At 36.2% G+C, this 15,702-nt stretch carries 8 protein-coding genes and 2 tRNA genes; 5 read left to right on the top strand and 5 right to left on the bottom strand.

Annotation, left to right across the window (positions count from 1 at the left end; genetic code table 11):
- Positions 1-148: 148 nt before the first annotated feature.
- The 5 genes from mutS (at position 149) to tamL (ending at position 10,594) form a co-directional block, all read left to right on the top strand.
- Entirely contained in the window at positions 149-2,785 is a 2,637-nt protein-coding gene (mutS, locus tag EV197_RS14240; RefSeq protein ID WP_130287463.1) for a DNA mismatch repair protein MutS, read from the top strand.
- Between the two features lie 86 nt (positions 2,786-2,871).
- A tRNA-Gly gene (locus EV197_RS14235) sits at positions 2,872-2,944 on the top strand.
- A gap of 16 nt (positions 2,945-2,960) precedes the next feature.
- Positions 2,961-3,046 (top strand) — tRNA-Leu (locus tag EV197_RS14230).
- 284 nt (positions 3,047-3,330) lie between these two features.
- On the top strand, positions 3,331-8,322 hold the full coding sequence (locus EV197_RS14225) for a translocation/assembly module TamB domain-containing protein (protein ID WP_130287462.1): 4,992 nt from the start codon (positions 3,331-3,333) through the stop codon (positions 8,320-8,322).
- A gap of 7 nt (positions 8,323-8,329) precedes the next feature.
- Positions 8,330-10,594 (top strand): translocation and assembly module lipoprotein TamL, encoded by a 2,265-nt coding sequence (gene tamL, locus EV197_RS14220; RefSeq protein ID WP_130287461.1) that lies wholly within the window; start codon positions 8,330-8,332, stop codon positions 10,592-10,594.
- Between the two features lie 483 nt (positions 10,595-11,077).
- Here tamL and EV197_RS14215 read toward each other — a convergent pair whose 3' ends face one another.
- From EV197_RS14215 to EV197_RS14195, 5 genes are all read right to left on the bottom strand, one after another.
- The gene (locus EV197_RS14215; protein ID WP_130287460.1) at positions 11,078-12,091 is read right to left on the bottom strand and encodes a hypothetical protein; all 1,014 of its coding nucleotides are present in this window, start codon (positions 12,089-12,091) and stop codon (positions 11,078-11,080) included.
- Between the two features lie 207 nt (positions 12,092-12,298).
- Entirely contained in the window at positions 12,299-14,062 is a 1,764-nt protein-coding gene (locus EV197_RS14210; protein WP_130287459.1) for an alpha/beta hydrolase-fold protein, read from the bottom strand.
- Positions 14,063-14,212: 150 nt separating this feature from the next.
- The gene (locus EV197_RS14205; protein WP_130287458.1) at positions 14,213-14,659 is read right to left on the bottom strand and encodes a hypothetical protein; all 447 of its coding nucleotides are present in this window, start codon (positions 14,657-14,659) and stop codon (positions 14,213-14,215) included.
- Between the two features lie 139 nt (positions 14,660-14,798).
- Positions 14,799-15,209, bottom strand: coding sequence for a hypothetical protein (locus tag EV197_RS14200; RefSeq protein WP_130287457.1), 411 nt, complete (start codon positions 15,207-15,209; stop codon positions 14,799-14,801).
- Positions 15,196-15,663, bottom strand: coding sequence for a GNAT family N-acetyltransferase (locus tag EV197_RS14195; protein ID WP_130287456.1), 468 nt, complete (start codon positions 15,661-15,663; stop codon positions 15,196-15,198). Before EV197_RS14195 ends, EV197_RS14200 begins: the two co-directional genes overlap by 14 nt.
- Positions 15,664-15,702: the final 39 nt, after the last annotated feature.

Raw genomic sequence — 15,702 nt, 5'->3', positions numbered from 1 at the left:
TTCTAACGATTACTGGGAGCAAACTTAAGACTGTTTGTACGTTACTAACAAGAAATAATTGTGAATAAATATGAATAACTCTTGATGCGTAGGCTTCTTCAAAAAAAGAAGAATAATTACTTTAGCCTGTTATTAAATTGTAGTGCATATGGCAGGGAAGAAAGATAAAAAAGTGACTCCGTTAATGAAGCAGTACAATGCAATCAAGGCCAAGTATCCTGATGCATTGTTATTGTTTAGAGTAGGAGATTTTTATGAAACTTTTGGTAAGGATGCGATACGCACAGCAAACATTCTAAACATCGTATTAACTAAGCGTGGTAACGGAAGTGATCAGGAAACAGCCTTGGCTGGATTTCCACATCATTCCTTAAATACCTATTTGCCAAAATTGGTTAAAGCAGGGGAACGCGTTGCTATCTGCGATCAGTTAGAAGACCCTAAGCAAACAAAAACTATTGTAAAGCGTGGCGTCACCGAATTGGTTACTCCTGGGGTAGCGCTCAATGATGAGGTATTGCAAAGTAAATCTAACAATTTTTTATGTGCAGTGCACTATGGCAAAAGAGAGGTCGGAGTTTCTTTTTTAGATGTGTCTACTGGAGAGTTTCTTACGGCCCAGGGTGATATTGCTTATGTCGATAAACTGCTTCAAAATTTTGCGCCTAGTGAAGTGTTGGTCTCTAAACCAAAGCGTAAAAACTTTACGGAAGACTTTGGTTCGGACTTTCATATGTTTTTTATGGAAGACTGGGTGTTTAAAGCAGATTATAGTAATGAAACCTTAACCAATCATTTTGGAACGGTCTCCCTTAAAGGATTTGGTGTAGATCATCTAGAGCAAGGTACTATAGCAGCAGGGGTGATTTTGCATTATTTAAGCGAAACGCAGCATCATAAATTGCAGCATATTACTAATATTCAGCGTATAGCTGAGGATCAATACATCTGGATGGATCGATTTACGATGCGTAATTTAGAGTTATATAATCCTAATGCACTCAATGCAGTAACGTTATTGGATGTGATTGACAAAACCATTTCCCCAATGGGAGGAAGAACTCTAAAAAGATGGTTGGCACTACCACTAAAACATATTGCTAGTATCCAAAAACGACATGAAGTAGTGCAATATTTGATTGAAGAGGAAGCAACTCATCAAAAAATCCAGCAGCATATCAAGCATATCGGTGATATTGAGCGATTAATTTCTAAGGTGGCCACAGGTAAGGTCTGCCCCAGAGAGGTAGTGCAGCTCAAAAATTCATTAGAAGCAATAGTGCCGATTAAAGCGATAGCATCTGGTAGTACTAATGATGCCTTGAAAAAAATAGGAGATACGCTGCACGATTGCGAATTGTTGCGTACTAAAATTAAAGAAACCCTCTCTGAAGATGCACCGGTTAATATTTTGAAAGGGAAAACTATTGCCGATGGCTACTCCAAAGAATTAGATGAGTTAAGATCGATAGCCTATTCTGGAAAAGATTATCTGGATAAAATGCTAGAGCGCGAAACTGAAGCTACAGGAATTTCCTCCTTAAAAATAGCTTCAAATAATGTTTTTGGCTATTATATAGAAGTCCGAAACACACACAAGGATAAGGTGCCAGATACCTGGATCAGAAAGCAAACTCTGGTCAGTGCAGAGCGGTATATCACTGAAGAGTTAAAAGAGTACGAAGCCAAAATATTGGGTGCCGAAGAGAAAATAGTGGAGTTAGAGCAGCAACTCTTTGCAGATCTCATCCTATGGATGAATGATTATATCCAACCTGTACAATTGAATGCAGCGCTGATCGGACAGATGGATTGTCTATGTGGATTTGCCCAGTTGGCTCAAGAAAATCAATATGTACGACCTTTAATTGATGAATCCTTTGATATTGAAATCAAAAATGGACGTCATCCGGTGATCGAAAAACAATTGCCACCTGGCGAGCAATATATTGCCAATGATGTTTCCTTAACCAAAGAGGAGCAGCAAATTATAATGATTACAGGGCCTAATATGAGTGGTAAATCAGCCATATTAAGGCAAACCGCTTTAATAGTTTTATTAGCTCAGATGGGTTCCTTTGTCCCGGCTGAAGAGGCTGAGATTGGAGTCGTCGATAAGATTTTTACCAGGGTAGGGGCGAGTGATAATATCTCTATGGGCGAATCTACGTTTATGGTCGAAATGAATGAAACAGCAAGTATTCTGAATAATATTTCTGATCGTAGTCTGGTATTGCTAGATGAGATTGGCCGAGGAACCAGTACTTATGATGGAATTTCTATAGCTTGGGCGATTAGTGAATTTTTACACGAGCATCCTGCCAGACCTAAAACGCTGTTTGCTACGCACTATCACGAATTAAATGAAATGTGCGAAACCTTTGATCGGATCAAGAATTATAATGTTGCCGTTAAAGAATTGAAAGATAATGTGCTATTTCTTCGAAAATTAGTGGCTGGTGGGAGTCATCATAGCTTTGGGATACACGTAGCAAAAATGGCTGGTATGCCACAACAAGTAGTGCATCGTGCTAATAAAATGCTCAAAAAGCTCGAAAAATCACATAGTAGTGAAGAGTTAACGGATAGAATTAAAACTTTGCAGGAAGAAGAGGAACTACAACTGAGCTTTTTTAATTTAGATGATCCCTTGCTTCAGGAAATTAAGGAAGAAATTCTCGATATTGATATCGATACTTTAACTCCGGTGGAAGCATTGATGAAATTAAATGAAATTAAACGTATGTTAACCAGGAAGAAAGCAGCGCAACTCGAAAAAAAATGATTCTTTTTTTGAAAAAAGCTTTGCTATTAGTGGAATTGTTTTAAATTTGCATCCGCAATAAACAATTGCACGTTCATAGAAAAGACGCGAAAATAGCTCAGTTGGTAGAGCGCCACCTTGCCAAGGTGGAGGTCGCGGGTTCGAATCCCGTTTTTCGCTCTGTATATAAATCCATGCTGAAGTGGTGGAATTGGTAGACACGTTGGACTTAAAATCCAATGAACAGTAATGTTCGTGCGGGTTCAAGTCCCGCCTTCAGTACATAGAAAAATCCCGGAATATAATTCTGGGGTTTTTTGTTTTATAAAGTTTTTATCCGTTATACGGTTGTTATACTTCAAAAGTGCTATACAAATTAAGTGGTAGCACAGTTTCCCTTCATACGTTACTCGGCTTTTACTACTTATATGTGTAGTTTGTCATTTGTTGCCTCTATTTGTGAATACCATAGTAAACTTATTAAGACAATTTTTACAAAATTCTATTTAGAACTGGGTAGTTTTAATGTTCGAACTTAGACTGTGCTTCTCTACAAGCAATATTTTATGACTGCATCACAACAAAAAAAATGGAATTGGAAGAAAAAAATAGGGATACTTTTACTTTCACTATTCGTTTTGTTTGTTCTAATCGTTTTGTTCATCAGAAGTCCTTGGGGGCAAGGTATTATTGTGGACAAAACAGTATCCTATTTAAAAGATAAAACCGGTACAGAGGTACAAATTGATAAATTATACCTCAGTTTTTCTGGTAATTTGATGCTGAAAGGATTTTATGTTGAAGATCAAAAGCAGGATACTTTAGTGTACTCTAAATCTTTAGAAGCTTCTATTAAGATATATCCGTTAATCAAGGCTGAAGGACTGCACCTGCAATTTTTAGATTGGGAAGGGGTGGTCGCCAATATAGAAAGGAAGTCCAACTCGGACTTTAACTATCAGTTTATCATTGATTCCTTAAGTACACCTACAGACAGCACCAAAACTGAAGAGAATGGTTCTTTTGAAATCGTACCTGGAACTATTGAGATTAAAGATGTAGCATTGAAATTTCAAGATGAGCAAACAGGAAGTTTAGTAAACCTATCTTTAGGAAATTTAGCTACTAAAGTAGAAAGCTTCTATATTGATAAACTAGATGTGAGCATAGCTTCATTTAGCCTTAGGGATACCAAAATCACCGTTCAGCAATCTAAGGCTTTTAACAATCAACCTGAAGCCAATAGCACCTTGCCAAACATAAATGTAGAAGAAGTAAAGCTTTCTAATGTTTCACTTGATTTTAAAGATGCTTCAGAAAAGATAGTGTTTACTAGTTTTGTTGAGCAAGCTGCAATGGAGGATACCAACCTGGATTTGCGTACGCAAAATATAAGCGTTGAGTCGTTTGAACTTCATAATTCTACTGTTTATTTTAAAAATATACCTTCAGGAACAGCTAATCAAACACCATCTGAAGGCTTAGCGGAAAATATAACAATACCGTTTACGTGGCCAGAATGGAAAGTGATTGTGGATCACTTTTCAGTTACCAACCAATCAATTACGTATTTAACTAAATCAATCAATAAAAAGAAAGATACTATTTTTGACCCTGAAGCTTTTACGATGAAAAGCTTATACGTTAATTTTTCAGATTTAAAATATGAGCCCCAGGCGTTAGGAGTTAAATTAAATTCGATCTCTTTTCAAGAAAGTAGTGGTTTTCAACTCAAAAAATTGAGTGCGGAGGTGTCGGTAACTGACACCTCTTCACAGCTGAGCTCTCTAGTTTTTAAAACGAATCAAACTTCGGTACAAGGTGCTTTTGCTGCAAAATACCATACGATACAGGATGTATTCAATGCGCCAGCTGCAACCAAGATAGATATTAAGCTACCGGCATTAAAAATTTCGTTACGAGACATACAATATTTTATTCCCTCCATATTGGATAATTGTAGTATGGCGACAATAGCAAAAAGACCTGTAGAAGGCACTATACATTTAGACGGTGTTGTGGATGATCTTGCAATCCATAACACTTCCTTAAAATGGGGCGACAGTACAAGTGTGGCTCTAAAAGGTCATATCAAAAACAGTACACAATTTGATTCTTTATATGTCGATTTGCCGATGGTATCATTTGAAACCTATTCGACTGATATCGAAAAGTTTATAAGTACAGATACTTTGGGTTTAAACCTACCAGATCATGCAATTTTACAAGGTGCAATTGTCGGTAATTTGAATCAACTCAATACAGATGTAGCTCTTCAAACCACTTTGGGTTCGATTACAGGAAAAGGACTAGTAAGTATGGGTACCAATTATGGCTTTAAAGGAAAGGTAGCAGGTAATCAAATTCAGCTCGGAAAATTGTTAAACACCCCTCAGCTTGGAACGATAGAATTGTTGACCGAAGGCTCGTTGCAGGGTAATTCTCTTGCTGATTTAGATATGGATGTACAGACCTCGTTTCAAAAATTAGAACTTTTTGGATACGATTATAAAGCACTTCAAATAGATGCTGCAATTTCCAAAGGCAAAGGGAAACTCAAAACTAGCTTAAAAGACAAAAACCTCAATATGCAGCTTGCGGCTCAGTTCGACTTAGACTCAATTTCTCCATCAATTGATCTCACTGGCAAAGTCATAGGAGCGGATTTAAAAGCCTTAGGGATTACTGCAAGAAATGTAAAAACTCAATTTAATAGTACCGCCAATTTTACCGGAAACCTAGAAAGTTTTACTGCCTCTCTAGCAACTACAAAAGCTACAGTAGTATATCAGCAAGAACCTTTTTCGATTCGCGATATCAAATTGCTTGTAAACAATAAAAAGGATAAAACTGAGGTCACTATGGATAGTGGATTCCTCAATGGGTCATTAAACTCTAACAGTAGTGTGCCGCAAACTTTGCTAGCCATTAAGGCATATCTATTAGACTATATCAATCCAAAACGAGTAACGCAAAAAAAAGATCAATTTGTTAATTCTTCCTTACAATTTACATATCGCGATTCCCCAATAATCAGTAAAGTATTTGTTACTGGTTTTAAACCAAAAGATACTATAGCGATAAAAGGAACTTTCCAGGAAGAGAAGAATTTGTTAACCTCTCGAATTGAAACGAGTAGAGTAGTATATGGTTCCAGTAGTATTAATAATTTAAAAGTGGTCCTTGATGGTTCGAGCGAACGATTAAAATTTGATGTCGCCTGGGACTCTATTGTGGCGGACCCTTTATTTATCGAAAACACCGCAATTAGTGGTGTGCTTAAAAACCAGCAATTGAAACTTAATTTCGATAGTTTTGATGTTAATAAGAAAAACACTGCCCATCTGTTGGCAGAAGTAGCTTTTACAAAAGATACCTTGAATCTTCATATAGATCCTACTTCTTTAATCCTGGATCGAACACCTTGGCAGATCAATCCGAATAATAAAATGATCATAGCTGCAGATGATATTATAGTGAATGATTTTACCATTGCGCGAGATCGTCAATCTTTAACTATAGCTACACAAACGAACAAGACCCAACAAAAAGAATTAAATTTTAATTTTAAAAACTTTAAGCTGAATACCTTAACTAGTTATTTTAATGAAAACCAACAGTTAATTTCTGGTGAAGTGAATGGGGAGGTTAGTATTGTGGAGCCCTTTGCCAAAACAGCCATTGCAGCGGACATTGCTATCGATCAGTTAGCGATCACCGAGATTCCACTGGGTAAATTAGATTTAGAAGCCAATAGTACAAACACTAACGACTACACCCTTAACCTCAAACTAAAAGGAGATGATATTGATTTTAACCTCAAAGGAGCGTATACCGCAAGCCAAGATTTTCCAAAGGTTGATTTGGTTTTTGATCTCGAAAGATTGAATATCAATATGGTAGAAAAGATTTTTGATTCATCAATCTCTAATGCTTCAGGCAATCTCTCTGCAAAAGGTGAAGTAACCGGCGATCTAAACGCACCCAACTATATGGGTGATTTAACGTTTAATAATACGGCTTTTTCTATTAATTCTTTGAACACTAAGTTCATTTTGCCTAAAGAAAATATCCAAATAACTAATGATGGAATTTTTTTAGATCAATTTACAATTAAGGATAGCAAGGAGAATTCCTTTACCTTGGATGGAGCTATTATGACTGATAAATCGATAAATAACCCAGAGTTTGATTTAAGGTTATCGGCTCGCGATTTCCAGATTCTAAGTTCCACAAAAGAGGATAATGATCTTTTTTATGGCGATGTAAGCGTAGCTACTGATTTTACCATAAAAGGGAGTTTAGAAGTACCCAAAATCAGAGGGGACCTAAAACTTGATAGTGATTCTTCGTTTACGTTAGTGGTTCCTGAGTCTGAGTTGGAAATAAAAGAGAGGGAGGGGGTCGTTTTGTTTGTGAACAGAGAAAACCCAGACGCAATTCTAACAAGAGTTGATGAAACCAAATCCGAAATTCCATTTTTACAGGGTTTTGATATTCAAGCAAGAGTTCAGGTAGGTAAGCAATCTGAGTTTAAAGTGGTTATTGATAAATCGAGTGGGGATTATATAACCGTACACGGAACCGGGGATCTTGTGTTTGGCATAGAGCCTAACGGAAGGACTACATTATCCGGAAGGTATGAAATCAGTGACGGATTGTACAAGGCAAGTCTTTATGATATTATCAGTAGAGAGTTTAAAATTAAACCCGGTAGCAGTATTGCTTGGAATGGTGAACCGCTTGAAGCGGACATTGACGTAACAGCCATCTATTCAGTAGAAGCCTCTCCGCTACCTTTGGTCAAATCATTAACGGATCTAACTGCTAGGGATGTAGAGGTTTTGGTATATCTAAATGTTGATGGTGAACTCCTAAAACCAGAAATATCTTTTGAGTTGGATATGCCCGAAAGTGATAGAGGAGTAATGGGAGGGGCTATATACGGACAGGTAAAAAGGTTAAATAATGAGGAATCTGAGTTAAACAAACAAGTGTTTTCATTACTAGTCTTAAAAGGATTTTATCCAGATTCAGGTAGCGATGGTAGCACAGGCGGGGTGGCCAGTTTGGCAAAGGATAATGTAAATAGTGTTTTAGCAGGTCAATTAAATACATTTGGAGATAAAATCGTAGGAAAATCTGATATTGATCTTAATTTTGATCTGAATACATATGGTACCTATAAGGGTAATACTGCTACGGAGGCAACAGATTTAGAGATTAACGCCCAAAAATCTTTCTTAGATAATCGACTGATTGTTAGAGTGGGAAGCGAAGTTAATATTGAAGGCAATAATCAAGCAACCGAGACCGGTAACCCAATAATTGGTAATGTAAGTGTAGAGTACTTACTTACTGAAAATGGTAGGTTTAGGGTAAAAGGATTTCGAAAAAATAAATTTGAAAGCGTTATTGACGGTCAACTTGTCGTTACTGGAATTGCATTAATTTTTAATCGCGAGTTTAACAAGTTTAAAGACCTGTGGAGAGACTCGGTAGCAAAAGAATTAAAGCGAAAGAAAGAGCTCGAAAAATTAGAACGTAATAATAAATAAACTACTCTTGAAAATTAAACTAGTTATAGGTACTTTACTTTTGATAGGCTGCTCGTGTAGCGTAGAAAAATATATACCCCAACATAAAACACTATATACGGGATCTGAATTGAGTTTACAATCCAATGATACTGTAGCTGAATTACAAGAAGTAGAACGTAACCTTTCTAATTTATTATTCAAAGAACCTTATGCTAAGTTTTTAGGAACTAAGCCAGGGCTGTTTTATCATTACAAAGCAAAACAGGAAAAACCAGGGTTTTTGAATAAATTTCTGAACAAAAAAATTGGGGAGGAGCCTATATACCTTTCTGATATTGATCAATCAAGAACAATTGATTTAATTGATAATCGATTGAAGAATAGAGGATTTTTTAAAAATCGCATTTCATCAACCATAGTACAAAGTCAAAAAACAGCAAAGATCGTTTATGATGTAGACGTCCAAACTCCTTATCGAATGGCAACCTATCAAATAGACACTATGCCAAGTATGATTAAAAAAGATGTAGCTACGCTAATGGGCGATGCTCTAATACAAAAAGGAGATCGTTTTGATTTGGACCTTTTTAAAAATGAAAGAGAGCGCATTGAAGAAGACTTAAAAAACAGAGGATATTACAATTTTAGACCTGAATTTTTGATTTTTGAAGCGGACACCAACCAGTATAAGAGTAAACAATTTGATCTATTTCTTAGATTAAAAAGAGAAACGCCTAAAAAAGCTATAGTACCTTATCAAATTAACGAGGTGCTCGTATATCCTAATCACTCTTTAGACACCATATACACTTCCAATGATACTACATTGTACAAAGGTGTCAAATACATTCAGGACACCTTGTTTTTTAAACCGAAACGTTTAGCCCCTTTTATTCTCTTTGAAAAAGGTCAGTACTATAACTCGGACCAATCTCGATTAACCAGTAAAAGGCTTTCAGCTATTGAAACTTACCAGTTTGTCAATATCCGTTATGATGAACTTGACACTATATCTGATGGTGTTACGCCTAAAAGAATGAGAGCACGAGTATACCTGTCGCCATTAAAGAAAAGGGCAATTCGATTAGAACTTCAAGCGGTTTCAAAATCTAACAACTTTGCAGGACCACAGTTATTGGTAAGACTTAGTAATCGTAATTTGTTCAAAGGCGGCGAAAGTTTAGATATTACCAGTACCTTAGGGTATGAAACGCAAATAGCTAGTGGAGATAATGCAGGTCTTAGTAGTGTTCAGGTTGGTTTGGGAGGTGATTTAACGTTTCCCAGGATTTTATTTCCTATCAAAATTGATCATGATTTTAAATACAAAACCCCTAATACTAAGATAAGTGTATCGTTTGAGCACTTAAGGCGTAGTCAACTCTATGGATTGTATTCATCAACTGCCTCTTATGGATACAATTGGAACGCTAATAAGTTTGTGTATCACGAAATTAATCCGATTAACATTAATTATGTAAACCTATCAGATACATCCGAAGAATTTGATGATATACTCGAAGGAAATCCTTTTTTAAATAATAGCTTCCAACAACAGTTTATTGCAGGAATTACCTATGCTTTTTTTTACAATGAACTTAATAGTACTTCAAAGAGGCACCCAATATTTTTTAATGCTAATGTGGATATTGCGGGCAACACACTTAGTTTGTTTCTTAATAATTCTGACAGCGATTCCGCTGCTAATACCATTTTTGGCTTGGAATATGCACAATATGTGAAGGCGGATGTGGATTTTAGGTATTATAGAAATTTAGGGAACGGACAAAAACTGATATCGCGTTTATTTGCAGGATGGGGTTATGCCTATGGCAATTCAGAAACCATGCCTTACTCTAAACAGTATTTTTCCGGAGGACCTTATAGTGTCAGGGCTTTTAGAATACGTTCGCTAGGACCGGGTACGTACACTACAGCTGCGGATGATAATAGCGCCTTTTTTGATAGAAATGGTGACATTAGGTTAGAAGCGAATCTTGAGTATCGTTTTCCTATTGCTGGTTATTTCAATGGAGCTGTTTTTGCGGATGCAGGTAATGTTTGGCTTACTGAGGAAAATGCATCACTACCTGGCGGTGCTTTTTCAAGTGATTTTATAAGCGAATTAGGTGTCGGAGCTGGAGTAGGACTACGGGTAGATATTCAAAATTTTGTAATACGATTAGATCTTGCAGCTCCACTAAATGATCCCTCTAAACCAAAAGCAGATCGTTTTAAGTTTGATGTGGCCAATCCTGTTTTGAACTTTGGTATCGGATATCCTTTTTAGTTAAAATGTAAAAATGGACTAAGTGTTATTGTTTAACCACTTAGTCCATTTGTGTATAAATCATGTTGCTAATTGATTAGCAGGCAAACATAGAACATCTACCAAAGAAGTTTCTGCACATTGGCCATCCGCATGGTTCTGGGTCTGGTTCTTCCCATAGATAACCTGCCTTAACGGTTTTTTGTTGTTTCTTGCTCAGCAATTTAATGCCTGGTAAGTTTTTTAAACTTTTCATGTGTAATGGTTTTAAAAGTATTGATTATTCTTGATCATTTAAAAGACGTTCAAGAAATACGTCTTTCGTAAAAATAGCAATAAAGTAATAGGATGCCTTAGGTATTTAAATCTTTTTTTAGCAATAATCGAGATGCAGATATAGGATTGAACAATTCAATCTCAAGGAATTCATGGTTTATTTAGTTTTAAAGCATTGGCAATGATACAATAATCAATGACATATATTCTTATAACGCTCTGATAGTTTTAGTCTAGTAAAGTTTCAATATGGTTGGCAAACTTCTGTTTTTGATCAACGTGCAAGGCTATAGTTTTGTATTGCTTTTTGATACCATAGGGTCCAATAAGTGTATTTTTTTCTTTTAAATAGATAATGATATTATGACTGCTTAATGACCCTAAAAATGAAAGCTTTCGTGTTTCTTTATCTAAAGTGATGTCTTTAGCACTAACTTCAACTTTTTCAATATTGCTGATCTCGATGCTTGTTTCGTTCATCATACCAAAGCGAAGCAATAGCTTATCTTTTTCGATACATATAGGTCTGTGATAGATAGATTTCAAAGTTCCAAAAAGTTGAAACCCGGAGTACACGCTTAGAAAAGTTACAACCCAAGCTATGATATCATTCCATTTTGCAATCAAATTATGAAGTACTACGGTTTCTACAGCTACAATAAGGAGTATACCTAGCAATAGGGAAATAGTTTCACTTTCTTTATGGTAGGAGTATTCATTTTCTTTTAATTTTCTTTTTTTCCAAATAACAAAACCGTAATAAAAGACTGCAATTTCTGTAGCTACTGCCATAGCTGCTTTTTTAGGTAATAACTCATAACAGGTGTTTTTTAAAGCAGTAAAGAAATCAATAGATTCATTCTTTGTGATTTTAAATCTTTTTATGGCCTTATTTACATTATATAGTACATAGCCGACTATGGATAGTTCAATTACAGGAAAAACCCATGTCTTAAAAAGATCAAGGTAATATTGCTGTTGCACCGGCAGTATAACGGTGCATATAATCATTCCTAAAACTAAAACAGGAACAACCGTGGTATTAGGAATACTCGTTTTTCTGATGATCAAAAAATAGATAAGAGGTATCGTTATCAATAAATCGGCAGTAACCCCAATGGCAAGTTGACTGGTATTTGTGGTAAACAAAGGAGATTTTACCAGTACTACCAATGCTGTAATAAGTAAAAGTGGTATGCTAAAAACTACTAGGTTTTTCTGAATATTTACGGGGTTACTCATGGGGTTATAAGTTTACTTGGGCTTTCATTTACACTATTTTGTTCGAGAAGCAAAGATAAGAAATACAGTAAGTTTTCTGAAGTCTTGACGGATATTAAAATCTCTTTTATACTTCTATGCCCATTGCTGAATCTCATTGTTTTTAATTTGAACATTTGTTTATTAAAAGTGGCTATCTTTAAAAAAATGTTCACCTAACCTTAACCCTTAATAGCGCCAACTCTTTAAATCAGCACCCTCGGGCGCAATTTTTGCAACTTTATCTGTATATTTTTTGATAAACATACGGTGATAGCGCAATCTGCTAATATGGTTAGGGTTGTCGTGGTCTCCATTCCAGCAATGTTCGGCTCGGTCTCCGTAATCCACTTCGCCATTATAATAAGGCCCAGTAGTTTCTGATAAGATGTCTTCGGCCAAATAGACCGCATTATTAAGGTAGTAGTTATCCATATCCCCGCAATAGATATGAATTTTATTTTCCCAATCTTTACCGTGTTTAGCCCAATCTCGTTTCAATATGTCCGCTAGATCATAATTTTCTTTCCAATACTCCGCGACTTCTTTGTCGATTTCACCCGTAAGACGGTCCCAGATTCGTTTTGGATAGCCCTCTTTATCAATTGGCGAATAGGTGGCTTCCCATATATCCCATTGCTGTCCGGATCTTCCTTTGGATCCTAAAACCAATTCTCGATAATTCATATCCTTCAGGGTAGCATCAACGTTGCCTAAATAGTCCCGATGACCGGGAACTAATGTTTTTCTAAACGTACCTTTTTGATAATAGGCGTTTTCATCTTCGTAGATGTTTACCAAACAATAGGCTCTAAAATCTATAGGATCAGGACAAGCGGCAAAACACATCCCATATTCTTTGGGATATTTTACCTGAACTGCTAGCGACTCCCAACCGCCGGTACTTCCACCATAAACAAATCGAGACCAGCCTTCGCCGATTCCTCTAAATTGTTTTTCGATATGCGGAATCAATTCATAGGTAATTGCATCTCCATAGGGTCCTTGAGCAGCACTGTTTACAGCATAAGAATCGTCATAATACGGAGTAGGATGTTGAATTTTAATAGCGATAACACGCGGAAAGTCTGGCCCCGTCCAGGTCTTGTAAAAATCATAAGCTTCTTGCTGAACGATTCGATTATAGCCTTCTACGTCAAAGCGTTCGCTATATTCCGGTTCTAGATTTGGATCAGGCGGTGTAGTACGAAATCCATCAAAATCTTTTGGGTAATGGCCGTGCATTATTGCCAGTGGGTATTTTACATCCGGATGGGTTTCCCATCCTTCGGGTAAGAGTACGTGGGCTCCTAAGTACATATCCCTACCCCAAAATTCACTCAATAATTTACTTTTTATCTTTATGTGTTTGATGTATTTGGTGTCTTCAACTGCTGCTATCGGTGGTATTTTTTGATCTAAGACTATGCTCAGATGAGGTAATTTTCCGTTGGTTATGGTTACTTTTTTGGGAGTGGAGTATAGGTTGCCGGGTGCTTTGTTCCATTGTTGCCCTTCACCTCTGTCCATAGGCAGCTTGACTACCAATCCATCAGCACGATTGAAGGTTTCGTATTTGTGAAAAACAGCTTGCACATAAAAATCACCAGATGGTAACCCACTAAAATTTTCAATAGGATAGCCGAAGGCTTTTGCATCAAACTGTAAAGCCGTATTGGGGTTCCAGTTTTCTACATCCATTCCAAAGGCCTGACAGGTTTTGGCATCATCTCTAAGCTGAAATCTAGGTTCTGTATCTGCTTGTTCTGCAAGTAATAAAATGAGTCTTCCGTCTAAATTCTTATCCTCTGCAGCACTGGGGTACTCAATTTTAATATCCACATTGCTGGCGGTTTCATTTTTTTTGGTGTCAGAACAAGACCACAAAATTGAGATGAATAAAACAGGCATTATTAATTCTAATAGGGAGCATTTTAAACGTATTGTTTTCATAAGGATATGGATGGTTTGTGTTTCAAATCTGTAGCAGCATAAACTGCATTAAAAGGATGATGAAGATACGCAAAAACATCCTGAGGCCAAAGTATAAGCTTTATACCTGGCTAAACTCTAGTATATGTAAAAATGGATTATGATTTAAAATTACCTTCTTTTTATAAAAAGTAACGAAATCCAGTAAAAGATAAGGATCGTAAGTGTCATAATCGGGATGCCATAACTTAATCGCCAAAACCATCGCATAGCCGCTTGACCCCCTTGAAATGTTGCTTTATTAGAAAAGGAGAAAGAAAAATTACCTGCAAGTACGTAAGACAAGGGCACCCATAGGATTCCGAGTACGATTGCAATCCGCAATAATAAAGAAAGGATTTTATGAAATGAGGGTGTCGGTTTTCGTAAGGCTCGGATTCCAAAATATAGGGTAGCGGGTAACCCTATCATACCTGCCCAGGTTATTATGGTTCCTAAGGGGAATTGGTTATTCGCGTCTACAGACCAATTAAGTACAGGGGAACCCGTAATCAATAACGTTAGGGCTGCTAAGGTTATAAGTAATGCACTATAGAAGTAAGATTGGTTTCTTTTCATATCAACTAATATAAGAAACAAAATTTATTGGCAGTTGTTGACTTGATAAAACTGGAGTTGCAAAAACCAATAGTACAGTTGAATTATGGAGATAAACGAAAAAATAGGGTATGATAGCTCAAACCTTTTAAGAATTGAATTAGGTGTAAAATAATACAAATATGAAAACTAGAATACACCAGAAGATTATACCTAATACCCTTACTCTTTTGGCCTCTTTTGCTTTTTCTTCAAAGCCATATTTTTGAAATCGTTCAATTTCTGAAGCTGTAAAATGATCATCCTTTCTCCAATACGGTTTCGGAATAAAAAATGGAAGAAAGAATAATGGAATCCACTCACTTGGTTCTAATGGTGCTGATTTCCTTTTTTGTTGAAAACGTTTATAAGTTTCGTATTCAATATTTAACTGAGTTAGTTGACTCGAGTTAAGATTCCTCGAATTTAACACAGCTTTTGCCTGTTTTAGGGTGTCAGGATCATTGGTGTTTTTAATTAGGTCAACTAGTTCAATATTTGAGTATTGAAATATGTTTTTATTGTGCTGCATTCGTAGTGTTTTTTTCCAAAAAGATAAACGTAAGCTTATCGTTTACCTTCTTTTTATCAAATATCTTATAACCCAGCTTTTTGTACAGATATAGATTTCTTTCGCTTTTATGACCAGTAAATAATTCAAAACGCTTTGCCGTTATAAATTCTGATTCTATCGCATTCATCAATTGCTTTCCCAATCCTTTATTTCTAAACTTTTTATCCACTATCAGTCTACCGATTTGACAGCTGTGCTGTAGTAATTGCCCTCGCACAGAACCGATTATTTTTCCTTCAGACTCGATTTTGATGATTTTTTCTTTACTGTAATCGGTTTGAAGTTCTTCCAAGGTTTGGGTTAAAGGAGGAATATTGAAATCTTCATATAACTCAGCTTCTTCAATATAGCATTCCTTTTGTAAACTTAGTATTTCTGGAAGGTCTTCAAATTTTGCGAAGGATATTTGCATAAGATTAAAGTAGGAGATATTTGAATATTATTTATTAAA

It is taken from the genome of Aquimarina brevivitae, from assembly GCF_004216895.1.
GTDB classification, from domain to species: domain Bacteria; phylum Bacteroidota; class Bacteroidia; order Flavobacteriales; family Flavobacteriaceae; genus Aquimarina; species Aquimarina brevivitae.
The sequence above is the reverse complement of the archived record's forward strand: the minus strand, read 5'-3'. Positions and strand labels throughout refer to the sequence as shown.